At 39.1% G+C, this 24,053-nt stretch carries 23 protein-coding genes; 17 read left to right on the forward strand and 6 right to left on the reverse strand.

Going from position 1 to position 24,053, the window contains the following annotated elements; all coding sequences use genetic code 11:
• Positions 1-76 precede the first annotated feature (76 nt).
• The 7 genes from F2A31_RS06275 to F2A31_RS06305 are packed head-to-tail and all read left to right on the forward strand — an operon-like array spanning position 77 to position 7,566.
• Positions 77-1,063 carry an acyl-CoA desaturase gene (locus tag F2A31_RS06275; RefSeq protein ID WP_150025649.1) on the forward strand — a complete coding sequence of 329 codons (987 nt, stop codon included), beginning with the start codon at positions 77-79 and terminating at the stop codon, positions 1,061-1,063.
• On the forward strand, positions 1,060-2,355 hold the full coding sequence (locus F2A31_RS06280) for an NAD(P)/FAD-dependent oxidoreductase (RefSeq protein WP_150025650.1): 1,296 nt from the start codon (positions 1,060-1,062) through the stop codon (positions 2,353-2,355). Before F2A31_RS06275 ends, F2A31_RS06280 begins: the two co-directional genes overlap by 4 nt.
• On the forward strand, positions 2,349-3,164 hold the full coding sequence (locus F2A31_RS06285) for a DUF1365 domain-containing protein (protein ID WP_008941343.1): 816 nt from the start codon (positions 2,349-2,351) through the stop codon (positions 3,162-3,164). Before F2A31_RS06280 ends, F2A31_RS06285 begins: the two co-directional genes overlap by 7 nt.
• Entirely contained in the window at positions 3,142-4,338 is a 1,197-nt protein-coding gene (locus F2A31_RS06290) for a class I SAM-dependent methyltransferase (protein WP_407643270.1), read from the forward strand. The genes F2A31_RS06285 and F2A31_RS06290 overlap by 23 nt, the downstream gene beginning before the upstream one ends.
• Positions 4,339-4,368: 30 nt before the next feature.
• A complete protein-coding gene (locus F2A31_RS06295) occupies positions 4,369-5,145 on the forward strand; it encodes a DUF1295 domain-containing protein (protein ID WP_150025652.1) in 777 nt (258 codons plus the stop codon).
• Positions 5,146-5,153: 8 nt separating this feature from the next.
• The gene (locus F2A31_RS06300) at positions 5,154-6,215 is read left to right on the forward strand and encodes an SAM-dependent methyltransferase (RefSeq protein ID WP_150025653.1); all 1,062 of its coding nucleotides are present in this window, start codon (positions 5,154-5,156) and stop codon (positions 6,213-6,215) included.
• 22 nt (positions 6,216-6,237) lie between these two features.
• The gene (locus F2A31_RS06305; RefSeq protein ID WP_150025654.1) at positions 6,238-7,566 is read left to right on the forward strand and encodes a sensor histidine kinase; all 1,329 of its coding nucleotides are present in this window, start codon (positions 6,238-6,240) and stop codon (positions 7,564-7,566) included.
• Here F2A31_RS06305 and F2A31_RS06310 read toward each other — a convergent pair.
• The 4 genes from F2A31_RS06310 to F2A31_RS06325 all read right to left on the reverse strand — a co-directional run bounded on the left by F2A31_RS06310 (position 7,563) and on the right by F2A31_RS06325 (position 10,052).
• Positions 7,563-8,258: a response regulator transcription factor gene (locus F2A31_RS06310; protein WP_017395079.1), complete on the reverse strand. Its 696-nt coding sequence runs from the start codon at positions 8,256-8,258 to the stop codon at positions 7,563-7,565. The two genes, F2A31_RS06305 and F2A31_RS06310, sit on opposite strands and share 4 nt — an antisense overlap.
• A 10-nt stretch (positions 8,259-8,268) precedes the next feature.
• Positions 8,269-8,763 (reverse strand): chalcone isomerase family protein, encoded by a 495-nt coding sequence (locus tag F2A31_RS06315; RefSeq protein WP_150025655.1) that lies wholly within the window; start codon positions 8,761-8,763, stop codon positions 8,269-8,271.
• A 20-nt stretch (positions 8,764-8,783) separates the two neighbouring features.
• Entirely contained in the window at positions 8,784-9,356 is a 573-nt protein-coding gene (locus F2A31_RS06320; protein WP_005082621.1) for a nuclear transport factor 2 family protein, read from the reverse strand.
• Between the two features lie 78 nt (positions 9,357-9,434).
• Positions 9,435-10,052: a TetR/AcrR family transcriptional regulator gene (locus F2A31_RS06325; RefSeq protein WP_004639509.1), complete on the reverse strand. Its 618-nt coding sequence runs from the start codon at positions 10,050-10,052 to the stop codon at positions 9,435-9,437.
• Positions 10,053-10,519: 467 nt separating this feature from the next.
• Here F2A31_RS06325 and F2A31_RS06330 point away from each other — a divergent pair, with 467 nt between their 5' ends.
• From F2A31_RS06330 to F2A31_RS06370, 9 genes are all read left to right on the forward strand, one after another.
• Positions 10,520-11,479, forward strand: coding sequence for a metal-dependent hydrolase (locus tag F2A31_RS06330; RefSeq protein ID WP_004639504.1), 960 nt, complete (start codon positions 10,520-10,522; stop codon positions 11,477-11,479).
• A 177-nt stretch (positions 11,480-11,656) separates the two neighbouring features.
• Positions 11,657-12,631 (forward strand): metal-dependent hydrolase, encoded by a 975-nt coding sequence (locus F2A31_RS06335; RefSeq protein ID WP_150025656.1) that lies wholly within the window; start codon positions 11,657-11,659, stop codon positions 12,629-12,631.
• Between the two features lie 36 nt (positions 12,632-12,667).
• Positions 12,668-13,492, forward strand: coding sequence for an SDR family NAD(P)-dependent oxidoreductase (locus F2A31_RS06340; RefSeq protein ID WP_004953592.1), 825 nt, complete (start codon positions 12,668-12,670; stop codon positions 13,490-13,492).
• Positions 13,493-13,758: 266 nt separating this feature from the next.
• Positions 13,759-15,279: a flavin-containing monooxygenase gene (locus F2A31_RS06345; protein WP_150025657.1), complete on the forward strand. Its 1,521-nt coding sequence runs from the start codon at positions 13,759-13,761 to the stop codon at positions 15,277-15,279.
• Positions 15,280-15,660: 381 nt separating this feature from the next.
• Entirely contained in the window at positions 15,661-16,533 is an 873-nt protein-coding gene (locus F2A31_RS06350; RefSeq protein WP_150025658.1) for a class I SAM-dependent methyltransferase, read from the forward strand.
• A gap of 79 nt (positions 16,534-16,612) precedes the next feature.
• Positions 16,613-17,542: an LpxL/LpxP family acyltransferase gene (locus F2A31_RS06355; protein ID WP_150025659.1), complete on the forward strand. Its 930-nt coding sequence runs from the start codon at positions 16,613-16,615 to the stop codon at positions 17,540-17,542.
• A gap of 84 nt (positions 17,543-17,626) precedes the next feature.
• Positions 17,627-18,388, forward strand: coding sequence for a LamB/YcsF family protein (locus F2A31_RS06360; protein ID WP_150025660.1), 762 nt, complete (start codon positions 17,627-17,629; stop codon positions 18,386-18,388).
• 32 nt (positions 18,389-18,420) lie between these two features.
• Positions 18,421-20,013 (forward strand): 5-oxoprolinase subunit B/C family protein, encoded by a 1,593-nt coding sequence (locus F2A31_RS06365; protein WP_150025661.1) that lies wholly within the window; start codon positions 18,421-18,423, stop codon positions 20,011-20,013.
• Positions 19,997-21,727, forward strand: coding sequence for an acetyl/propionyl/methylcrotonyl-CoA carboxylase subunit alpha (locus tag F2A31_RS06370; RefSeq protein WP_150025662.1), 1,731 nt, complete (start codon positions 19,997-19,999; stop codon positions 21,725-21,727). The genes F2A31_RS06365 and F2A31_RS06370 overlap by 17 nt, the downstream gene beginning before the upstream one ends.
• A gap of 54 nt (positions 21,728-21,781) precedes the next feature.
• Here the strand turns inward: F2A31_RS06370 and F2A31_RS06375 are convergent, their stop codons facing one another.
• Both F2A31_RS06375 and crp read right to left on the reverse strand, forming a co-directional pair.
• Positions 21,782-22,561 carry a M48 family metallopeptidase gene (locus F2A31_RS06375; RefSeq protein ID WP_150025663.1) on the reverse strand — a complete coding sequence of 260 codons (780 nt, stop codon included), beginning with the start codon at positions 22,559-22,561 and terminating at the stop codon, positions 21,782-21,784.
• Positions 22,562-22,764: 203 nt separating this feature from the next.
• Positions 22,765-23,472: a cAMP-activated global transcriptional regulator CRP gene (gene crp, locus F2A31_RS06380; RefSeq protein ID WP_005082645.1), complete on the reverse strand. Its 708-nt coding sequence runs from the start codon at positions 23,470-23,472 to the stop codon at positions 22,765-22,767.
• A 146-nt stretch (positions 23,473-23,618) separates the two neighbouring features.
• Between crp and F2A31_RS06385 the strand changes: the two genes are divergently transcribed.
• A complete protein-coding gene (locus tag F2A31_RS06385) occupies positions 23,619-24,041 on the forward strand; it encodes an OsmC family protein (RefSeq protein ID WP_150025664.1) in 423 nt (140 codons plus the stop codon).
• Positions 24,042-24,053: the final 12 nt, after the last annotated feature.

Here is a 24,053-nt window from a genome sequence, read left to right on the forward strand (position 1 = left end):
TGGCTTCACGTAAAATTCATATCAATATTATTAACATCATAAAAAGAATATTTATGATCCGAACTAGGATGCCAAAATGCTTAAATTTTTTCTGCTATGGATCGATAGTTGGTCATCGACTGCCAGTTTAAGTACAAACGTTGATTCTACAAATACAGTTAAAGACAGTAACATCCAATGGTTTAGAATTTTGCCATTTATCTTGTTGCATGTGGCTTGTTTGGCGGTGTTTTGGGTTGGTGTGTCTTGGTTTGCTGTTGTTTTTATGTTGTTCTTTTATCTGATTCGCATGTTTGCAATCACAGCTTTCTTTCATCGTTACTTATCCCATAAGACCTTTCAAACTTCTCGTATAGTTCAGTTTATCTTTATCCTAATCGGAACAATGAGTGCTCAGCGAGGGCCTTTGTGGTGGGCAGCTCACCATCGCTACCACCATCGTTATACGGATACAGCACAAGACCCCCATTCTTCGACACATGGATTTTGGTACAGCCATATTGGATGGTTTCTCAATGATCAGAATTTTGCGATCCGCAAAGAAGTCGTGAGAGATTGGCTTAAATATCCAGAACTTGTTTGGCTAGATCGTTTTAGTTTACCTGTTGTTTTGCTCACAGCTGCTTCTATTTATGGTCTGGGAGAATGGTTGGCTGTTGCATATCCGCATTTGGCAACATCTGGGTTACAGCTTTTGGTATGGGGATTTGTGATTTCTACAGTGTTATTGATTCACGCGACTTTATGCATTAACTCGATGGCTCATTTATATGGTCGCCGTGATTTTGAAACTTCAGATAATAGTCGGAATAATTTTATTTTATCAATTGTCACCTTAGGTGAGGGCTGGCATAACAATCATCATTTTTATGCAGGCAGCGTACGTCAAGGTTTTTACTGGTGGCAAATAGACATTACTTATTATTTATTAAAAATGATGAGTTATTTAGGGTTGGTTTGGGGGATGAAACCTGTTCCTCAGCGGGTATATGAGGCAAAAAAATCCTACTCTCAGCAAATAAATATGAATAAACAGAAAGTTGGACGAGGGGAGTCTTCATGAAAATCGCAATTATTGGATCGGGAATTTCTGGACTCTATGCCGCATGGAAACTTTCATCGCGCCATCAGGTCACTATATTTGAAAAGAATGATTATTTTGGTGGCCATACGGACACGCATCGTTTTTGCATCGAAGGGCAGTCACTTGCTGTAGATAGTGGTTTTATCGTATTCAATGAATACAACTATCCTTTGTTTAGTGAGATGCTTGCTGAGTTAGAGGTCGAGTCGCAAAGTAGTGATATGAGTTTTTCGGTGAACAACCTCGTAACTGGCTTACAGTACAACCCGTCAAAAAAATGGTCATTATTTGCCAAGCCACAGAATTTTTTAAAAAAAGATTTTCTACACATGTTGGCAGATTTAATCCGTTTTTATGACAACAATAAAGACGTGGTTGTTGCAGATTGTGATTCGCAATTAACGCTTGATCAGTATTTAAATCGACACGCATATTCAGACGCTTTTAGACATGAACACTTGTATCCAATGTGTGGCGCATTATGGTCTAGTCCAGTCGATCAAGTTGGAAAAATTCCTTATAAATTTGTCGTAAGTTTTTTTCAGCATCATCGTATGTTACAGCTCAAGCAACGACCGCAATGGCAAACGGTGCAAGGTGGTTCTGCTTCCTATATAGAGGCGATCCGAAAATCGTGTGCAAATATCCAATGGCGAGCTATGGCAGTTAGTGCTGTGACACGTCACTCAGATCAAGTTAGTGTGAGAACTCAGCATGGTGTAGAACAGTATGATTGGGTGATTTTTGCTAGTCATGCAGATGATACTTTAGCGCTATTAACTGATGCGACGCAGTTGGAGCAAAATGTGTTAGGGCAGTTTGGTTATCAGGATAACCATATGGTGGTTCATCACGATCAGTCTATCATGCCGAAACGTCGATCTCAGTGGGCGAGCTGGCATGTTCATGTAACGAAAAATCAAAATACGATTTCGTCGCAACATTTGCATTACGGTTTTAGTTATTGGATGAATAAGTTGCAAAACCTATCCTGTAAAACTCAAATTTTTGCAACATTAAATCCAAATTTGAACATTGCTGCGGATAAAATTTTAGTTGAACGACATTATCGACATCCCGTATTTAATGCCGAAGCGATTGACGCACAAAAACGTTGGCGCGAAATCAATGGACAACATCGTAGCTCCTTTTGCGGTGCCTATTGGGGATGGGGTTTTCATGAGGATGGAGCAAGCAGTGCTGCACGTGTTGTGGCTCAGATTGAACGGGTATCTTCAGCCGCCGAACAGCAAGGGGGTGAGCTATGCTAAACAGTTCATTTGCCATCGCTTCTGCTCAGATACGGCATCGGCGTTTTCAACCCAAGTCACATGAGTTCTCAACTGATCTCAAATATCTTTGGTTTGATCCAGAGCAACTCTCTGATTTACTCAGTCAATCAAAATTATGCTCTGAACGCCATTGGAGTTTGTTAAATCTATATCCTGAAGATTTTCTGACAGAACAATCAGGTTCAATCCGAGAAAAGATTAAGCGAATCATTCTACAGCAGACTGATAGCATATTACCTAGTCACACGAATATCCGAATACTGGCATTGCCAAGAAGTTTAGGATTTCGTTTTAACTCTGTTGTGTTCTATTTCATTTTCGATGCACAGCAGCAGCCTTTATTCATTTTAAGTGAGATTACCAATACCCCTTGGAATGAGCGTAAGGTGTACGTGCATGATTGTCGGTTACAGGCTCAACAGCGTGCGGATTTTCAAGGTTATCAATTTGACTTTGAAAAATCTTTCCATGTTTCACCTTTCATGCCGATGCAGCTTGATTATCGCTGGCGATTTCATTTTTCAATGCAGCAACACGTGATCTATATGCAGCTTTATCAACAAGAACAAAAGATATTTGATGCAAATATGCGCTTTACGCTATCGGACATCACGCAGCCTTCACAACTACGTCGATATGCTATTTATCATGTCTTTGAACCTTTCAAAATGTTAGCGCAAATTTATCTACAAGCGTTTCGTTTATGGAAGAAAAAAGTTCCATTTTATCGACACCCAAATAAAGAGAAGGATAGAAAAGAACATTATGAAAACTCTCATTTTCGGTGAACAAAATTCACTCCCTTGGGTACTCAAAAGCTTATTTAAGCTTCGCCATGGTCAAATTACATTTCGTGGTTTATGGAATGGTACCGTGGGTGAGCAGGCTGATTTACATGTTGAGGTTGACGTTCACGACAAACAATTATTCGATCTCATTTTAAAGAACGGTGTACTCGGCGCTGCTGAAGGCTATATTCGTGGCTATTGGCATTGTGAAGATTTAGTTGGTTTGATACAGCTTCTGTCTCGAAATCGTCATTTGCTTGATCAAATCAATCAAAATGTGATCTCTCAAGCCAGCCAGTTTTTACTGAAAGCTTGGTATAAAACGCGTCATAACTCAATTTCTGGAAGCCGTAAAAATATTGCAGAGCATTATGATCTTAGTAATGATTTTTTTAAATTATTCTTAGATGAGTCTATGATGTATTCCAGTGCAGTATTCCAAAATGAGCAGATGAGCTTAGAACAAGCATCTGATTATAAAAAGGAATTAATCTGTCAAAAGCTGAAATTACAACCCATGGACCATTTGGTTGAGATTGGTAGTGGCTGGGGCGGTTTTGCCATATATGCTGCGCAAAACTATGGCTGTAAAGTTACAACGATTACGATTTCTGAAGCCCAGTATCAAGAAGCAAAGCAACGGATCGAAGCCGCTGGGTTATCGCACCGTGTGGATATTCAGCTCAAAGATTATCGTTTGCTTGAAGGAAAATACGATAAATTGGTTTCGATCGAAATGGTTGAAGCTGTTGGTGAGGCATATTTATCTACTTATTTTCAACAATGCCGTCAATTATTAAAGCCAAATGGTTTGGCTTTGATTCAAGCCATTACTATCGAAGATGCGCGATATTTAAAAGCCTTAACTACAGTGGACTATATTAAGCGATATATTTTCCCAGGTAGTTTTATTCCTTGCATCAGTGTGTTGACCCAGACGGCTTCCGAACAAAAACTGACACTGAAGCATCTTGAGGATATTGGACAAAGTTACGCTGTAACGATTCATCATTGGCGTGAACGCTTTTTAACAGCCCGTGAGCAAGTCTTAGCTTTAGGGTTTGATGATAATTTTATACGGATGTGGGATTTCTATCTTTGTTATTGCGAAGGTGGATTCAAAGAGGGCGTGATCAGTGATGTACACATGCTCTTTCAAGCAAACCCATATTAGGTCATTTTGTTGAATGCCTGAGGTAAATCCATGTTGACACTACTTCTGATTAATGTCTCGATCATGATTTGCTGCTGGTTATGGGCAAGTTTGAACTCCCGTGCTGGAATTGTTGATGCGGCGTGGAGTTTCTGTATCGCGCTCAACATTGGATTAACTGCGTTCATTCAAGATCAAGCACCGCTTTCGGTTCGATACTTTCTTGGAATCCTGAGTTCGATTTGGTTTTTGCGTTTAGCTGGACATTTATTGCGACGTTATCTCGATGAGCAAGTTGAAGATCGTCGTTATGCCAATATGCGTCGTGCGATGGGCAAATATCAGCATTTGGGCTTTTTTGCATTTTTTATGTTTCAAGCGGGTTTGGCGATTTTATTCTCATTACCCATGGTGATTTTACTCAATACTCCTGCAGCTCAATGGAATGATTTGACCAGTTTGTCTTTATTGATTGCTGGGGCTGTGATGTTAATCGCATTTTGTGGTGAAGTGATTGCAGATCAACAACTGTACAGATTTAAGCAGAATCCTAACAATCATGCCAAAACAATGGATCAGGGTTTATGGCGTTACTCACGTCATCCTAATTATTTTTTTGAATGGTTACATTGGTTTGCTTATCCAATCATTGGTTTGGCGGCAGGACAATATTTGCTGTGGATTTACCCTGTATTGATGTGGTTATTTTTATATTACATCACGGGTATACCTTTTAGTGAACAACAAGCCCTGAGAAATAGAGGGCAGAATTATCTCGACTATCAACAACGGACTTCTATATTTATTCCGTGGAAACCCAAAAAGTAGGTGCGCACATGGACTTTATTATTCAACAATCTTTAAAATTGGTAGAAACGGGGATTGTCCCTGATCAAGCTATTCGTGCGGCAATTCGTGCGCTCAGTAAAAAACGCTTAATTCAGGAAGGGCGTTATGATCCTGAACAGTCAGCACAACGATATATAGATGTGTTGGCTATGCTGAAGCAAAGCGATATTGCGATTGCCACAGATATTGCCAATGAACAGCATTATGAATTGCCGACAGCTTTTTTTCAGGCTGTACTTGGTAAGCGCTTAAAATACAGCGCGTGTTATTTCCCGCATGAGAAAACCAGTTTAAATGATGCGGAAGAATTTGCATTGCAGCTATATTGTGAGCGTGCACAATTACATGATGGACAAGATATTCTAGAGTTAGGCTGTGGTTGGGGTTCACTCACCTTATGGATGGCAGAGCGTTATCCAAATGCCAAAATTACTGCTGTCTCAAACTCTGCAACACAACGTGAACATATTTTATCGCAAGCATCGACCAGAAAATTGAATAACATAGAGGTGCTTACTTGTGATGTGAATGTACTTGAGTTGGATTCAGATCGTTTCGACCGAGTGGTTTCAGTGGAAATGTTTGAACATGTTCGGAACTATGAAAAATTGTTTGAAAAAATCCACAGATGGTTAAAAGCAGACGGTTTATTGTGGTGTCATATTTTCTGTCACCGTTTTATGCATTATCCTTTTGAGATAAAAAGTGAATATGATTGGATGTCAAAATACTTTTTTACTGGTGGTTTAATGCCAGCCACATCAACATTTTTACATTTCCAACAACATTTAGAATTGTCTCAGCAATGGCAATGGGCGGGTAGTCATTATGAAAAGACCGCAAATGCATGGCTAGAAAATATGGATCGACAACAGCAATATTTAAAACCAATCTTTGAACGTGTTTATGGACAAGATGCAGCCGCTTGGTGGCAACGTTGGCGTATATTCTTTATGGCTTGTGCTGAGCTATTCGGTTTTGAACAAGGACAGGAATGGGTGATTGGTCACTTTTTATTTAAAAATAATAAGCGATTGAAAACATCCTAATCCCTTAAATAATCGAGTTGATATGATAATAAAAACCACTGCAATCAAGAAATCGCACGCTTTAGGCGAGATTTTCAGCCGCCATTATTGGTTGCAGATTGGTTTAATTGCGCTATCAATTGTGATCGGGATTTCATGCAGTGCATGGGTAATTAAAGGATCGCTGCTCAAAACAGCTCTAGAGCAGGAAATGGAACATTATTGGATGCGTATAGAGCGTAATCCGAATGCAGATTTACCTGACACCAAAAATCTGTATGGTTATCGCTGGATGACTGATATTCCACCGCAACCATTTAGACAAATGTCGCTCCAATCTGGTGTGCATCGTATCTTCATTGATGGTAAAGAACGCATGACTGTTTATGGTGAACGTAATGGTCAACATGTGTTATTAGTCTTTGGCGAAAGTAATGTGAATAAACTAGTGTGGCTATTTGGTCTTGCGCCACTTATGTTTAGCTTATTTATTCTTTATAGTTTTTTATGGTGGTCGAATCGTCGCGCACGTCGCTATTTTTCACCGATTACTCGTTTGGCAAATGCACTTGAGCAAATAGATTGGGAGCATCAGAGTAAAGAGGCTTCGCCATTTCAAGATATTTCGACAAATGGCAATATGGAGGCACAGTATTTAAAGCAAGCTTTGGAAAAATATCATGTGGTTTTGAGTGAGTTTATCCAGCGAGAGCGTGAGTTCACTGGAGATGTTAGTCATGAGCTGCGTACCCCGCTTACGATTTTAAAAGGTAACGTGCAACTGTGTCAGGCACGTTATGGACAAGATAAAGCGCTTACTCGTCTGCAAAATACCATTGAGGATATGCAACTTTTAGTTGATACCCTATTAGCGATAGCAAGAAATACGACGAATACCTTGACGATAGAGCAAGCTAAACTCTCAGAAATCGTGCAAGATTTGGTATTTGATTTGGAACCTGTTAGTCATTCCAAGGGAATGCAAATCCATGTAATCCAAGAACAGGCTGAGCAGTTACGTTGGTTATATCCTTCGATGACTAAAATGGTGCTCAGTAATATATTGCGTAATGCGCTTAACTATTCTGAAGGTTCAGATATTCATATCATTCAACAGAAGAATAGTATTTTGATTGCAGATAATGGCATTGGAATCAAATTGCCGGATGATTTAAAAGTACAACAACTCTCGGATCGACAATTGCAACTCAAAGCCAAAGGACACGGCATCGGATTGCAGCTTGTACAGAAGTTATGCAAACAATTGGGTTGGCGAGTAGAGTTATACGATCGTCAATTTTATCTCTTGACTCATCCACAACTGGACTTGGCTTTAACTACAGGGTTAATTGTCGTGGTGTATGTAAACTAATCAGAAGCAACAGCAACTTTAAGACCGACCCCAGATACCGTATGAATGAGTTTTTGCTCAAAGGGTTTATCAACCATTTTACGTAAGTTATAAATATGGCTTCTTAAGGCATCACTTTCAGGTTCTTCATCTCCCCAAAGTTCCATGACAATTTCTTGTTTACTAATCACTTTAGGTGAGTTTCGCATCAGGATTTTTAATAATTTAAACTGAATAGGGGGTAAATCGATGATTTTACCAGCACGAGTAATTTGTTGAGTGGCACTATCAAGGACAAGATCATGTATTTGAAGTTTACTATTGGACACTTCACCCATTGCACGTTTGATTAAGGCTCGTATGCGTACGACTAATTCATTAAAATCAAAAGGTTTAACTAAATAATCATCTGTTCCAGAGGCAAAACCTTTGAGTTTATCGTCCAAGGTATCACGTGCTGTTAGCATAAGTACCGGAATATCCAAACCACGTTCTGTTCTTAACCACTCGCATAGTTCATAGCCAGACCCATCAGGTAAGTTGATATCTAACAATAATAGGTGATAGGGCTGTTGTTTAAGGAATTGGCGAGCAGCATCTAGATTACGTGCGTGATCAATAACGAAACCGTGGTCTTCTAAAAATTCACAGACGGTTGAAGCTAGCTCGTAATGATCTTCAACCATCAAGATGAAATAACTTGTATTCGGCATTGTGTTTGATTTATTCATTTAAAAGTTGTTGTTTTAATTTAGCATTAAATGGAGATTGCCCAAACCAAATTTTAAAATATTGGTTGGCTTGTGAATCCTGAATTGAGCCTAAAACTCTTTGGTTTAGACTTAGTGCAAGTGTTTTTGAGGAGGCGGTGTATTCAAGACGATAAAGATCACCTTTCCGTACAGGCCGATAAAGTTGGGTAATGCGATTGAGTGGAGAATCTGAACTATAACGATCAACATTTTTTTTGAGGAAGTGTTGAGCTGCTCGCTTAAATGCCCATTCAGGAATATCGTGAGTGTAGTTGAAATCTAGGCGAATACTTTGATCTTGCCAATTTTTACTGCAATCTTCGGCGAGGTAACTGACAGTTCCCACATTTTTTTTGGTCACAATTAAAGCCGCTGAACCACATGCTTGTAAAGAGGCATGACTTGTTGTTACCAGTGTAAACACCCCAAATGACAATAGTGCCAAATGTCTTTTAAAGATCAGCATATCAACTCCTTAAGATTCTGTTAGGTAACTTTCTTAAACGGTGTTAACCAAGCGTAGATCCCACTGACGTATGGAAGTGAGCGATACAAACCATTGGCAGGATCCCAATAATCTTGTTGGAAGACAATTTGTTTTGCCGGATTTATTTTAATTTCACTGATTCCATAAGATGACATGGTTTTGTTACGACCTAAAAATTTGAAGTCGTATGTCATATGCCAGTGCACGTATGCAGAGTCTTGTTGATAAGTAGTATTTAATAACTTAACCGAGACATTACTAACGCGTTGATTCATTCCATTGAAGTGCTTTATTAAGTCTTGCTTAGATGAAAACTGAGCCAGTGTGTCATTTATAAATAATTGCTCAGCATAGAGTTGACCTGCTGTGTCAACAAACTGTGGGGTACCAAGCGTATTGAAAGCTGCAACAAATCGTTGACCTACTTCCAACGCTTGTTGATCATTCAAATTAATCCCTGCGATTTGCTGACGAGCTTGACTATAATCAGGAGTATAGCTAGGGATACTTTTGCAGGCAGACAAAGAAATGATGCTGAGTGCAGCAATCGAAAGCTTTATAACGGTAGACATCATCATTCTCCTATATTCATTGTATCCAGCTTATAGTTGGTTACGTGAAAATGTTGTGAATGATGAATACTATGGTTTTTAGGCTTCTGCTTTGGCCAATTCAGCTTCAATATAGCTAATAATCATCGTGCTTAGGCCTTTGATCATTTCATCGAAAGTGATTTGTGGATTTGGTAATATCAGATGACGAGCTACATTAAAGATACTGCTATTAATACTGATATAGGCTGTGACGCTCAAATTATTTACTTTTAAATATTTTGGATGGCGCATCATGTATTTCATCAGCACTTCCATGAGTGCCATTTCGATCTGACCAATATAACGCTCATATTTGAGCTCGGTTGCATATCGCAGACATATCAAATAACGATCATTGTCACGAGTAAGCAGATCACGAAATGTATAGAAAATCATTTCAAATAAAGGCTCTAACTCCATTTCAACAATAATAGGGGTGAGCTCTTTCACCATGTCGAGTACTTCTTTGACAAAAGTTTTGGCCATGGCATCGTAAATTTCTTCTTTATTTTTAAAATACTCATATAAAGAACCGACACTTACTCCTGCTATATCAGCAATATGACGTGTGGTTGTGCCACTTGTACCATTGGTTGCAACAGCGATAAATCCTGCCTCAATAATCGTATCTACAGTAACTTTTGAGCGAGATTGACGGGGTTTGCGAGTAACCATAATGCATTATTATTAAAATCCGAACATATTGTCAGATTAGCATGCTGCGATCTGAAGTTAAAGACTGATTAAAATAATCCGAACAGATAAAATTACAGTTTTTAAAATTTATGTTTCATATCTGTAATATAAAATAGACTATTTGAATTTATTGAAATCTTATAAAAATTAAAATGATTTTAAGATGTTGTTATTAAACAACTTATTCTCATTTGGTGTTTTGGATTTTTGATGTTTTTAAGCTTTATAAGTAAGTGATTTAAGATCAAAAACCAAACGATTTTACCCGAATTGAATCCGAACATAAGATCGGTTTACATTGGTTCTAGTAGGGAACTAGGTTCAATAAAATCTCCCGAATCTTTTTTCGTTACTTAATGATGAATGAGTATAACGAAATGAGATGAGCCTAATCCAAAGAATGCAAAAGGGCAAATGACGCTCAAGTGAAGTAGGTAGGTGTAGCCATGATTAGCAGCACGTTGAACAAAGGTTTGAGTTTATTTAAATCTAACCCAATAACTGAGCAAATCGATTTTGCGAGTAAAAAAAGCATACCCATTCGACACTTGGCAATCGGATTTGAAGGTAAACAGATTGATTTATCATTCTATATGAATAACCAGTTTGCAACGATTTTCTTTGCAACGCTTTCTGTTTTCTTAACTTATGGTGAAGACTTAGTGATTGAAACAGCACGTCACCATCGTGATTTGCTCAAAGATCCTATTTTAAAACAACGTGTAACATCTTTGATTGGTCAAGAAGCAATTCATTCGAAATTACACAATGAATTTAATGATGCAATTGTTGAACTAGATTATCCAGTACGTTTATACCGCTTCCTGGGTGAAAAGTTCTTTGATTATATTTTCTTGAAATTCCCACAACCATTAAAACTTTCTCTAATGGCAGGAATCGAGCATTTCACGGCTGTTCTAGCTGAATACATGATGGCACATGAGCAGAATTTCTATTTCTCGGATGATGCCAAGACACGTGCTTTGTGGATGTGGCACATGCTTGAAGAATCTGAACATAAAGATGTCGCTTATGATGTTTATCAAACGCTGAATGGTAATTATCCATTACGTGCTACAGGATTCTTCCTTGCTTATTTCACGATTCTTGGGTTGATTCCATTCTCTGCAACATTGGTTCCAGTTCTGCGTAAACCTCAAGAAATGTTAACTGCGAAATTTTGGAAAGATGCTCGACGTGGCGTGAAATTAATCTTTAGTCCGAAAGATGGCGTATTTGGTAGCACACAAGGTCGAATCTTTGATTATCTGCGTCGTGACTTTCACCCAAATGACCATGATGCCTCACATTATTTCGAATACTACGAGAAGAAATTGTTGTCAGAAGGCGGGGCATTACATCCGTTCTTTGTGAAGGAATTTACACCGAAAATTCAGGCTGCTTAATTTAGGTTCTGAGCTGAGTTTCAGTAAGTGCATGACAGAATTTATGATTCTGGTTGGCAAAATAGCTCATTGCTATATGAGCAGTTTGGGTCTAGTCATATTTCATTCGTGCACTATGCTGTCAAGGTTCTCAACACGTTTTTGATTTTTTTACTCTTTTATAGGAGGGATCAAGTTATGGTCGCTCAAGTTATCCGAAATGTATTCTCAGCAAAATTAAGCACTAAATATCAGGGAATTGTTCAGAATCTTACGAACAAAGCACCCATTCCAATTCGTCATTTTGATTTCAAATTTAATCCAGCTGAGTTGGATCAGAAGTTCTTTTTAAATAAAGAGCTGGCAACTTCTTATTTTCATGCTTTATCGATTTTCTTAACCTTTGGTGAGGATGTGGTCATTGAGACAGCTCGTCACCATCGTGAATTTATTAATGATCCGATTTTGAAACAAAGATTGACTTCATTAATTGGTCAAGAAGCAATTCACTCAAAAATTCATAATCAATTCAATGATGAAGTTCTCAAAGAGAATGGTTATCCAGTCGAATTACTTCGTGCGATTGCAGATAAAGTGTTTGAGTACGGAATTTATAAACTACCGCACTCTATGCAGCTATCTTTGATGGCAGGTATTGAGCATTACACCGCTGTACTCGCTGAATTTATGATGCAGCATGAGGAATATTTACTTGGTTCGCAAGATGAAAGACAACGTGCAATGTGGATGTGGCACATGCTCGAAGAGTCAGAACATAAAGATATTGCTTATGATGTGTTTTTAGAGTTGTCGGGTGATTACTGGGTTCGTATCACTGGATTCTTACTTGCTAGTTTAACCATTTTAGGTGGTGTGTCTTTGGGTGGTTACTTGATGCCGTTTATTCGTAAGCCAAGCAATTTGATCAATCCGCGCTACATGAAAGACATCGTAGAAAGTACGGCATTGTTATTTGGTAGTGAAAGAGGTGTCTTTGGTAGCAGCTTTATGCATATTTTGGAATATTTACGTCCAAGCTTCCATCCAAATGACCATGACACTACCAAGTACATGGAATATTACAAAGAACGTTTATTAAATCCAGAAACAGGTTTGTTATCACCTTATTTCTTAAAAGAATTTGTACCACCTGTTCGTGCAGCATCTGCATAACTTGGTCAAGCTGGAACAATAATTTGGAATACAAATATGAAATTATTTGGAAAGAAAGCCAAACCAAGCCAAAACGCATATGCAGTGGTAACTGGTGCGGGAAGTGGGATTGGTCGTAGTTTTGCACTTGAATTGGCAAAGCGTGGCGGGACTGTGGTTTGCTCCGATATTAACTTGGATGCAGCAAAAGAAACGGTTGCCTTAATCGAGCAATTGGGTTCAAAAGCTTTTGCAGTGAAATGTGATGTTGGAAACGCTAAACAAGTCGAAAAGCTTGCTGACCAAGCAGAACAATTGATGCAACATCCAACAACACTTGTGATCAACAATGCAGGTGTTGGGTTGGGTGGTAAGTTTGATGAAACTTCACTTGAAGATTGGAAGTGGGTTTCAGATATCAACTTATGGGGTGTGATTCATGGTTGTCACTATTTCGTACCAAAGTTTAAACAACTTGGTCGTGGTGCAATTATCAATGTTGCTTCGGCGGCGTCTTATACTGCGGCACCTGAAATGACAGCGTATAACGTGACTAAAGCTGGTGTACGTGCTTTGTCTGAAACGCTTTCAGCTGAATTGAGAAAACATAACATCAAAGTTAATGTGTTATGTCCAACATTGGTACCTACCAATATCATCAAAAACGGAAAAGTACCGCACAAGGGTATCTTGGACTATGCACTGACAAACTTGGCTTTTACAACTAGTGACAAAGTTGCCAAGCTGACATTAGACCGTTTGGATAAAGATCAGCTTTATACCATCCCTCAGATTGACGCAAAACTATTTTGGCTGATGAAACGTACTGCTCCGAATTTATATGCAAAATTCTTGGGTACATCATACCGATTAATGAAATAGCCTAAGCAAATGTAAAATCTCTATCGAGTTTTGATACGCGTAATGATCATCCGCAACCTGCATGGTATCAAAAAGATAATAAGGTTTTATATTCAAGAAAGTATTAAATAAATGAAAGTGGTGAACAGGTTTTGCGGATGAAAATGGTTTTGCCTACTTTTCCCGAAAGAAAAGTAGGTCGAGCCGAAGGCTAATGATGAAATTTAGATGAGAATTCGGTAAGACACCGTTATTGACATCTATTTTTAGATGAAAGGATATTTTGAATGACAGCTCAAGCAAAAAAATTAAATTCTGCTGACAAAAAAGCGCTCCCACAGCATATTTACGATACATTTATCGTGGGGGCAGGTATTTCAGGTATTGCGACAGCAATCCGTCTTGATCAAGTTGGTTATAGTAACTACAAGATCATTGAAAAGGCAACACGCGTTGGTGGTACTTGGCGTGAAAACACTTACCCAGGTTGTGGTTGTGATGTACCGTCAGCTTTATATTCATACTCATTTGCACCAAGTGCAAAATGGAGTCACTTATTTGCTCGTCAACCTGAAATTTTAAACTACCTTGAAGAAGTGAGTGAAAATTTTGGCGTAAGTTCAAAAATCGAATTTGGTACAGAGTTACTCGGTGCGAAATGGGATAATGAGCGTAATTTGTGGGTGATGGATACTAATAAAGGTCAATTCTTATCACGTTCGGCGATCTTTGCAACAGGCCCAATTACCGAAGCTCAAATTCCAAAACTAGACGGTTTAGAAACATTTACAGGTGAAATGTTCCATTCAGCAAAATGGAATCATGATTATGATTTGACGGGTAAACGTATCGCGGTCATTGGTACAGGTGCTTCAGCCATTCAGTTTGTGCCACAAATTCAACCTAAAGCTAAAGAATTGTATGTATTCCAGCGTACCGCGCCGTGGGTTGTCCCAAAACCTGATACGGATTTAGGCGATGTAAGTAAAAAGTTAATCGAAAAATATCCATTGATCCAAAAAACTTGGCGTCAAGCGGTTGCTCAATCATTGAATGCCATTAACTTTGGGTTACGTAATCCTGCTGTGTTAAAACCAGTCGGTGAATTAGCTAAACTGATTTTACGCTTCCAAGTTGAAGATCCAGAATTGCGTAAAAATGTGACGCCAAACTTCACTATCGGATGTAAGCGTTTGTTGTTCGCTAACAATTATTATCCAGCTTTACAGCAACCTAATACTAAATTGATCCCTCATGGCTTAGTTAAAGTGGAAGGCAATACTGTTGTTGCTGCAAATGGTGAGCGTCATGAAGTGGATGTGATCATTTGGGGTACAGGTTTTGAAGTCTCTCATCCACCGATTGGTAAGCGTGTTGCGAATGAAAAAGGTGAGATTTTAAATGACCTTTGGAAAAGTAGCTCTCCAGAAGCATATTTAGGTACAAGCATTGAAAATGTACCAAATGCTTTCTTAGTTTTGGGGCCGAACGTTCTGGTTTATGACTCTTTTATTGGTCTAGCAGAAGCTCAACTTGATTATATCGTTGATGGTTTGTTGAAAATTAGAGACCAAGGTATTGCCAAGTTGAACATCAAACCTGAAGTGATTAAAAAGCACAATGAGTTAGTACAAAAGCATCTTAAAACAACTGTTTTCAATGCTGGTGGATGTAAGAGCTACTATTTAGATACAAATGGTCGAAACTTTGCTGCTTGGCCTTGGTCATTGAAGAAGTTAAAACAACGTTTAAAACAGATGGATTTAAACGATTATCAAGTGACGTATCAAACTGAAAAAACCAACTAATTTTTCAGTCGAGTGATATAAGGGCAGTAAATTTTATCTTAGGGTGGAGTTTGCTGCTTATTTTTTTGCAAGATAAATAGGGTCTGTTGACATTTCACCTTGCGAGCTATTCAGCTCTCATTGCGACAGAGGGCATTTTTTAGACGATACAAGGCATGTTTTGCGAAACTTAGTTATTCTAAGTGAGCAAGACATAACGCCGTAGCGGACAAAAATGCCCCTGTCCCGTAGGGTTACGGCTAAAACTTCCCTAAACTATGTTATGAAACTTGACAAGGGAGTCGCCATTGCCTGCGTTTCATGCCTTGTTTATGTTGTTTTAAGCCTATAACGCAATGCATGGTTGAAACGTCAACAGACCCTAAACATTAGGAAATAAAGATGAAAGATGGACAATCAAGCCGAACGGCTGAAGCGGCTGCAGCATTACGTGCAAATCATTTCAAAAATGCCGAAAATCCTGTTTTTTCTGATCCATTTGCATTTGAGCTAACCAGTAAAGGTTGGCAAAAATTATTAAAAACTCCACTGACCGTTAAAGTGATGAATTCTACTGTATTTAACCGAACGTTAGGTTTACTGACAGGGCAAGTTGTTGGTCGTTCGCGTTATGCAGAAGACTTATTGCAGCAAGCGATTCAGCAAGGCACTCAGCAATATGTCTTGGTGGGTGCAGGTTTAGATTCGTTCACGTTGAGACAAGCACAACAATATCCGAATTTAACAATCTTTGAGGTTGATCATCCTGATACCCAAGCGGCAAAACATTTGAAACTCAAAGAGTTTGGTGACATTCCAGCTAATGTTGAGTTTGTATCAATTGATTTTGAAAAAGAGTCGATTGCAGATGCTTTGGCAAGAAGTTCCTTTCAACAAGATCAAAAAGCATTTTTCTCTTGGTTAGGCACAACCCATTATCTCGAACCACAAACGACATTACATACTTTATCCAGTATTGCTCAAATCGCGAGCGAGGGCAGTGAAGTGGTTTTAGATTATTCGATTGATTATCGTGAGTTGGATGGTGTTGAGCGTTTTGGGAGTTTGTTTGTTTCACAATTTACACGTTTTTTGAAAGAACCATTAAAAGGTCAGTTTCGGCCGAAAGACTTACATCACGCTGTAAATAAACTTGGTTATCAGGTCATAGAGGATTTATCAGGTGATGGTCTAAGTCAACGGTATTTTCATCAGCGTCCAGACCATATTCGACATACCATAGCAACGCATATGCTGCATTTGTGTTTAAAATAGATTGAGAAGAACACAATTAAGAACATTAAAAAAACTAGATATGCTACGCTGGTGAGTTTTATTTAAGAAACTTGTCGCTATGAGCGCTGAACAACAACTTGAGGCCAGTAAATTTCAATGGTCTTTTTTACTGCCTAAGTATTGGGGAATATGGATTGCTTTACTGATCTTGATGGTATTCGCAATTTTACCTTGGGCAATCCAATGGCGTTTAGCGGATCTTTTATCTAAAGTTGCATGGAAAGCTTTGAAATCTCGCAGAAAAACTACAATTAGGAATCTAGAGGTTTGTTTCCCTAATAAAAGTGAGTTAGAAATACAAAAGGATGCACAACAAGTTTTCTTGAATATGATGCTTGGTTTGTTTGAGGCATTAAATGCTTGGTATAAGCCAAGTTGGTTTAAAAACCGAATTCATATCCATGGATTACAACATATTCAAAACGCACAACAGCAAGGGGTGCTATTGTTAGGAACACATACTACACTTTTAGATGCTGGTGGTTTTGTAAGTAGTCGTTTCTTTGATTTTGATGTGGTTTATCGCCCCCAGAACAATCCTCTACTTGATATGTTGATTCGTAGATGTCGAGCGACGATTTATAAGAATCAAATAGGCAAAGATGATATGAAAGGCTTAATTCACAGCCTAAGAAAAGGGCATGCCATTTGGTATAGTCCTGATCAGGATTTTGGATTGAAGCAAGGTGTTATGGCGCCATTTTTTGGTGTTCAGGCTGCGACATTAACAGCGCATCGACGATTGATGAAAATTACCAAAGCATTGGCTATTCCTTTATTCTTTTATCGTGAAGGTGATATAACAAATCCGCAATATCATATTTTATTAGAACCACCTTTAGAAAATTTTCCAAGTCTTGATGAGATTGAAGATGCGACGCGAGTGAATTTGATTATCGAAAATCAGATCAGAATGCAGCCAACGCAATATATGTGGTTTCATCGTAGATTTAAAACAAGAGTCGAAGGACAAGCAAAAATTTATTAATTGAACACCCTTAAGTTTATTGGCATGGTCGAAACTATAGTGTAATAATTAAACGGATTACTTTTTGGATTTTGATATAAGACCATGATTCAGATTGATTTAAATAGCGACTTAGGTGAAAGCTATGGTGCATGGAAAATGGGCAATGATGATCAAATCCTTTCTGTGGTCAGTAGTGCTAACATTGCCTGTGGTTTTCATGCAGGTGATCCACAGAATATTTTAAAAACGTTAAAACAAGCAGCTCAACGCAACGTCGCTGTTGGTGCACATGTTTCTTATCCTGATTTGGTTGGCTTTGGCCGCCGAAAGATGGATTTGTCTTATGATGAATTATTTGCAGATGTGCTGTATCAGATTTCAGCTTTACAAGGTTTGGCTCAGGTTGCGGGAACACGCGTTAAGTATGTAAAGCCACATGGGGCGTTATATAACACCATCGCTACAGATTTAGAACAAGCCCAAGCCGTGATTGATGCGATTCAACAATATGACGCCAGTCTCGTGTTGGTTGGGTTGGCTGGATCACCGTTGATTCCCTTTGCCCGTAAGCAAGGTTTAGCGGTGGTTTCAGAAGCGTTTGCGGATCGTGCTTATCACAACAATGGTACTTTGGTCTCTCGTCGGTTAGATAATGCTGTGATTCATGATACTGGGCTGATTGCACAGCGGGTATTAGATATGGTGTTAAAAGGTGGAGTGGAATCGATTGAAGGTGAGTTCACCAAGATTCAAGCCGATACCATATGTGTGCATGGCGATACGATGGGTGCTGTACAAATGGCACAAGAGATTCGACAAATACTGTTAGCACAGCATATTCAAATACGTAATTTTGTGGGTTAAGCCTTTTTGACCATAATAAAAAGAGTGATGAGATGCGGTTTTTATCAGTTAATTTGGATTGTGTGTTAATTGAATTTCCTAGTTTAGAAGAAACAATTGCAACGTATCATTTTTTACAACATAGCCAGCATCCTTATATTCAGGAAATGATACCCGCAGCCCGAACGATATTGGTTTATTTTGATTGTTTGTGTATTGATGTAAAGAAATTAATCCAGTGGATCTCCACGCAAAAAATAAAACAAGACTTTTTCAATACAGGCAAAGAAGTTATTCTACAGGTTGATTATCAAGGTGCTGATTTAACCCATGTTGCTGAGTATTTGGGAATCAGTGTTGATGAGGTTATCTATAAGCATACTCACAGTCATTGGCAGGTTGCATTTATTGGTTTTGCCCCAGGTTTTGCGTATTTGGTCAGTCCTGATCATCCATTCACCAGTATCCCACGTTTGGCCTCGCCACGAAAGAAGATTCGGGCTGGATCTGTGGGTTTAGCAGGTGAATATAGTGGTGTTTATCCAAAAGATAGCCCAGGAGGTTGGCAATTAATTGGTCAAACAGATGAAAAAATGTGGGATATTCATCGTGCTCAACCTGCTTTATTGTTACCCAGTGATCAGGTTATCTTTAAAGATGTTCGTAATCATCCAACACAGATTTCTGTCCCAAACAAACCCGTTTCTATTCCAAAAAGGAATGAAAAATCAGCAATATTCGAAGTTAAAAATGTCGGTTTACAAGTCTTAGTGCAAGATGATGGGCGTAAAAATATGTCCAAACTGGGTATAGGGCGAGCGGGGGCGATGGATGATCGTGCTTTTAAAAGTGCGAATCTAATCGTAGGTAACCCTTCTGATGCGGCTGTCTTTGAAATATTGAATGGTGGATTGCGATTGAAAGTATTGCAATCAACAGTGATTGCAGTGACAGGTGCAGCAGCAGCGCTTTGGATAACTTATACGAACTCGAACAAAGTTCAAGAGTCATTATACCAACCGATTGCTTTAGACGCTGGTGATGAAGTTTATATCTCGCCACCTCTAGCTGGACTTCGTAACTATTTGGCTATTCGTGGTGGATTTGCTGTTGAGCGTGTGCTAGAAAGTGCAAGTCATGATGTTTTGGCTGAGTTGGGACCATTACCGATTAAAGTTGGTGATCAAATTTATGCTGATCAATTAAAAACACAAGCTGTAAACTTAGATCAATCAGCTATTACTCTACCAAGCAAGGGTGAGACGGTTGTGGTTGATGTCATACTCGGACCTCGAGCGGATTGGTTTAATCGACAGAGTGTGGATCTATTATTTAGCCAAGCTTGGTTGGTCACCACAGAAAGTAATCGAATTGGCCTAAGGCTCGTGGGAGAGCAGCCGCTACAACGACAAATAAACCAAGAGTTACCCAGTGAAGGATGTTGTACGGGTGCAATTCAAGTTCCAGCAAATGGTCAACCAGTTCTGTTTATGAACGACCATCCTTTAACAGGGGGGTATCCAGTGATTGCCGCTGTAGCACCGTATCATCTGGGGCTGATTGCTCAACTTGCAGCAGGGTGTTTCATTCAATTTAGAAAAATTTCAGATTTTATGGATATCGCATCACATGAATACACAGCATAAACTTTTAATCGCTAATCGTGGGGAAATTGCGGTTCGTATTATTCAGGCTTGTCAAGATTTAGATATTCGTTCAGTTGCAGTGTATGCAGATGATGATATTGATAGTTTATATGTCCAATATGCGGATGAAGCATGGGCGCTGTCGGGGGTGACTGCCAAAGAAACCTACTTAGACATTGATAAAATTTTATCGATTGCGCGACAGGCACAGGTAACGATGATCCATCCAGGATATGGTTTTCTGTCGGAGCGTGCGGATTTTGCTCAAGCTGTCATTGATGCTGGATTGATCTGGATTGGACCATCGCCAGAAAGCATTGAGAAACTAGGTGATAAAATACAAGCGCGTAAAATTGCTCAATCTGTTGGTGCACCTTTAGTTTATGGGACGGAACAACCGCTTAACTCTGCGGCTGAAGCAGTCACTTTTGCTCAACAATATGGATTACCGATCGCAATCAAAGCTGCTTATGGTGGTGGAGGGCGTGGTTTAAAGGTGGCTTGGCGGTTAGATGAAGTTGCTCATTTATATGCGTCTGCGGTACGTGAAGCGCAAGCTGCATTTGGGCGAGGTGAATGCTTTGTAGAACAGTATTTAGAAAAACCTAGACATATCGAAGCACAAATCATTGCTGATCAACATGGACAAGTGGTGGTCGTTGGTACCCGTGATTGTTCTTTACAGCGTCGTAATCAAAAGTTAGTCGAAGAAGCGCCTGCACCTTTTATCAGTGAACAAATTTATCAGCAAATCATTCAGTCGTCAGTCAATATCTGTCGAATGGCAAAATATGTGGGTGCAGGAACAGTTGAATATTTATTGAGTCAAGATAACAAACTTTCGTTTCTTGAAGTGAATACACGATTACAGGTTGAACATCCTGTGACAGAACAAACTACAGGCATCGATTTGGTTGTAGAGCAAATCAGAATCGCCTTGGGTCAGCCACTTTCGATTCAGACAACTCCTGAGCCTCAGGGGCATGCAATTGAGTTTAGAATTAATGCAGAAGACCCTGCACGTGGTTTTATACCTGCGTTTGGTCAAATCACTCAGTTTGATGCTCCATCAGGAATTGGTATCCGTTTAGATCGAGGTGTAGGAAATGGAAGTCTGGTGTCCAGCCATTTTGATTCTTTGATGGCAAAATTGATTGTGACTGGAGCTACACGGGAAATAGCGATTCAACGTGCTAAGAGAGCGCTTGCTCATTTTCAATTAGAAGGAGTTGCTTCTGTATTGCCATTCCATCAGGCGATTTTAACTGAACCTGATTTTGTGGATGAGTTTAAAATTCATACGCGTTGGATTGAGCAGGATTGTTCACATGATTTTGCAGTACAGCCTCGCAGTCAAAGATCGGATCAAATGACATTGCAGCGCTATCATATTGAGATTGACGGTAAACTGCATGAGATTGGGTTGCCTTTAGCGTTCTTTCAAATGGAGAACAAGCACCGCCCAGATGTCCATAACAATGTTAAACAAGTTTCTAAAAACGAAAAAGCTGTACTTGCACCGATCAATGGTGTCATCAGTGCTTGGAAAATTAAAGAGAATGATCAAGTGCAACAAGGTGATGTGATTGCCATGATGGAGGCGATGAAAATGGAGGTTCCTGTAATTGCTCACTGCACAGGAAGGATTCAGCATCTAAGAGGTATAAATTTGACCATAAATGCAGATGAGGAAATTGCAAGAATAGAAGGATAACAAGTGAGTTATGTAAGCCATTAAATCTACTAGAGATTTAATGGCTGAGACTGATTAACGACGGCTGTTATTATAAATCGCCATTGCAGCAGGTAAGTTCTTACGCATATCTGCAATACGTTGTGTATTTGATGGGTGAGTTGATAAGAAAGCAGAGCCGCCTTTACCATCTAAGCGGTTCATTTTTTCCCATAAAGTAATAGCCGCATTAGGATTGTAGCCCGCTTGTGCCATCAGCATTAAACCGCCGTAGTCAGCACGGCTTTCTAGGTTACGAGAGTAAGGTAAGCCGATACCAATTTGGCTGCCTAGATTGATTGCTGCATTACCCGCTTCACCAATATTCGCACCTGCATAAGAGGTACCAATACCAATTGCTAAGTTAGTCAATGCTTGAGCGCCAATTTTGCTTTTCGCATGTTCTTCTAAAGCATGCGTCATCTCATGTCCCATAATTGCAGCAATTTCATCATTGGTGAGATTAAGCTTATTTACAATACCCGTATAGAATACAACTTTACCACCGGGTGCTACATAGGCATTGACAGTATCTGATTTCAACACAGCGAGCTGCCAGTCAAAACGTTGTCCTGTTTTATTTAACTTATCTGCATGTGGTTTTAGGCGATTAAATACCGTGTTGATTCTTTGGTAGGTTGCAGAACTTGTATCAAGTTGATTTTTTGCACGGGCTTCTTGAGTCATTTGTGCAAAGCCCTGTGCTGATTGTGCATTGAGGGTTGCAGTGTCAGCACCAGCCATTTCAGCGAAAGATGCACAGCCAGAAATGGTCATCACAGTGATTGCACAAAGGCTTAACGCAAACTTCTTCATACTTATTCTCTCCAAATCAGTATCTTATCAATATCAATATATTTAAGCCGAATTATAAAAAAAGTTGACCATTCTTTACATTCTGATTATCTCTATAATCATAGTAATTATGTAATCAGAAGCCGAGTGATTTTGCTATTTTTTATTTATAAAACAAAGCCAGTGTGAACACTGGCCTTGTATATTATGGTGATTTGATTAGATCAATCTTCATCATCATACTCATCTTCAGGGAAGGTATTTTCTTCTAAAGATGCATCAAAGATTAAAATGGCTTTACCATCAGTTTGAATCATGCCTTGATCTTCGAGTGTTTTGAGTACACGTCCAACCATTTCACGAGAGCAACCTACGATACGACCAATTTCTTGGCGAGTAATACGAATCTGACGACCGTTTGGTAGAATCATTGCTTCTGGTTGAGCAGATAAGTCGATTAAGCAACGCGCAATACGACCAGACACATCGATAAAGGCAAGGTCGGTTACTTTACGAGTTGTATTTTTAAGACGACGCACCAGTTGGGCAAATACTGCGTAACTTAAATCAGGATACTGTTTACTTAATTCGTGGAAATTGTCATAAGAAATTTCTGCAATTTCGCATACATCTCGAGTGCGTACTTCAGCAGTACGTTGAGGGTTTTTTTCAAAAAGACCCATTTCACCAAAGAAGTCCCCAGGGTTCAAATAAGCAACAACAATTTCACGTTCATCATCTTCACGTAAAATAATTGATACTGAACCTTTTAAAATTAAATACAGTGATCTTGATTCCGTTCCAGCGTCAACAATCGTGGTGCGTTTAGGGTATCTGTTAATATGAGCACGTTTTAGCAAAGCTTTAACTGATTCAGGTAGTTGGCCTGGAGACAAAGCATCAGTGCTAAGATGTGAAAAATTTGAAGTCATGCTTAAAATTTCCGAATTTGGATAAAACCGATCGCACAGGCTCGTTTGAGCTTTTTCTACACAGAAGAGATGAAATTCCTTATCAACTCATTTTATGTTAGTGTACAAGAACAGAGTAAATTTATAACGTTTTTCGGGTAGTTGCAATGCAAACAAGTGTACATTGGTTAGAGAATGTTGCTTTTGAGGCGAAATCAGAAAGTGGTCACAGTTTAGTGATGGATGGTTCTGCTGAATATGGCGGTGAAAACCGTGGTCCACGTCCTATGGAGTTGATTTTAATGGGACTTGGTGGGTGTGCTTCGTTTGATATTGTGACTATTTTAAAAAAATCTCGTCAAGATGTGACCGATGTCGTATGTCAGTTAAAAGCAGAAAGAGCAGATACAATTCCTGCGGTATTTACCAAAATTCATTTGCATTTTATTGTGACAGGAAAAGCAGTAAAAACAAAGCAAGTTGAAAAAGCAGTGGAACTTTCAGCAGAAAAATATTGTTCTGCAAGTAAGATGCTTTCTGATGGTGGTGTAGAAATCACACATGATTTTGAAATTGTTGAAGCGGAATAAACGAAAACTATT

Source organism: Acinetobacter suaedae, assembly GCF_008630915.1.
Lineage (GTDB): Bacteria > Pseudomonadota > Gammaproteobacteria > Pseudomonadales > Moraxellaceae > Acinetobacter > Acinetobacter suaedae.

Bases quoted from the DNA above. Each gene is read 5' to 3' on its own strand.
- F2A31_RS06275 (WP_150025649.1), top strand. From the start codon at position 77: ATGCTTAAATTTTTTCTGCTATGGATCGATAGTTGGTCATCGACTGCC.
- F2A31_RS06280 (WP_150025650.1), top strand. From the start codon at position 1,060: ATGAAAATCGCAATTATTGGATCGGGAATTTCTGGACTCTATGCCGCA.
- F2A31_RS06285 (WP_008941343.1), top strand. From the start codon at position 2,349: ATGCTAAACAGTTCATTTGCCATCGCTTCTGCTCAGATACGGCATCGG.
- F2A31_RS06290 (WP_407643270.1), top strand. From the start codon at position 3,142: ATGAAAACTCTCATTTTCGGTGAACAAAATTCACTCCCTTGGGTACTC.
- F2A31_RS06295 (WP_150025652.1), top strand. From the start codon at position 4,369: ATGTTGACACTACTTCTGATTAATGTCTCGATCATGATTTGCTGCTGG.
- F2A31_RS06300 (WP_150025653.1), top strand. From the start codon at position 5,154: ATGGACTTTATTATTCAACAATCTTTAAAATTGGTAGAAACGGGGATT.
- F2A31_RS06305 (WP_150025654.1), top strand. From the start codon at position 6,238: ATGATAATAAAAACCACTGCAATCAAGAAATCGCACGCTTTAGGCGAG.
- F2A31_RS06310 (WP_017395079.1), bottom strand. From the start codon at position 8,258: ATGCCGAATACAAGTTATTTCATCTTGATGGTTGAAGATCATTACGAG.
- F2A31_RS06315 (WP_150025655.1), bottom strand. From the start codon at position 8,763: ATGCTGATCTTTAAAAGACATTTGGCACTATTGTCATTTGGGGTGTTT.
- F2A31_RS06320 (WP_005082621.1), bottom strand. From the start codon at position 9,356: ATGTCTACCGTTATAAAGCTTTCGATTGCTGCACTCAGCATCATTTCT.
- F2A31_RS06325 (WP_004639509.1), bottom strand. From the start codon at position 10,052: ATGGTTACTCGCAAACCCCGTCAATCTCGCTCAAAAGTTACTGTAGAT.
- F2A31_RS06330 (WP_004639504.1), top strand. From the start codon at position 10,520: ATGATTAGCAGCACGTTGAACAAAGGTTTGAGTTTATTTAAATCTAAC.
- F2A31_RS06335 (WP_150025656.1), top strand. From the start codon at position 11,657: ATGGTCGCTCAAGTTATCCGAAATGTATTCTCAGCAAAATTAAGCACT.
- F2A31_RS06340 (WP_004953592.1), top strand. From the start codon at position 12,668: ATGAAATTATTTGGAAAGAAAGCCAAACCAAGCCAAAACGCATATGCA.
- F2A31_RS06345 (WP_150025657.1), top strand. From the start codon at position 13,759: ATGACAGCTCAAGCAAAAAAATTAAATTCTGCTGACAAAAAAGCGCTC.
- F2A31_RS06350 (WP_150025658.1), top strand. From the start codon at position 15,661: ATGAAAGATGGACAATCAAGCCGAACGGCTGAAGCGGCTGCAGCATTA.
- F2A31_RS06355 (WP_150025659.1), top strand. From the start codon at position 16,613: ATGAGCGCTGAACAACAACTTGAGGCCAGTAAATTTCAATGGTCTTTT.
- F2A31_RS06360 (WP_150025660.1), top strand. From the start codon at position 17,627: ATGATTCAGATTGATTTAAATAGCGACTTAGGTGAAAGCTATGGTGCA.
- F2A31_RS06365 (WP_150025661.1), top strand. From the start codon at position 18,421: ATGCGGTTTTTATCAGTTAATTTGGATTGTGTGTTAATTGAATTTCCT.
- F2A31_RS06370 (WP_150025662.1), top strand. From the start codon at position 19,997: ATGAATACACAGCATAAACTTTTAATCGCTAATCGTGGGGAAATTGCG.
- F2A31_RS06375 (WP_150025663.1), bottom strand. From the start codon at position 22,561: ATGAAGAAGTTTGCGTTAAGCCTTTGTGCAATCACTGTGATGACCATT.
- crp (WP_005082645.1), bottom strand. From the start codon at position 23,472: ATGACTTCAAATTTTTCACATCTTAGCACTGATGCTTTGTCTCCAGGC.
- F2A31_RS06385 (WP_150025664.1), top strand. From the start codon at position 23,619: ATGCAAACAAGTGTACATTGGTTAGAGAATGTTGCTTTTGAGGCGAAA.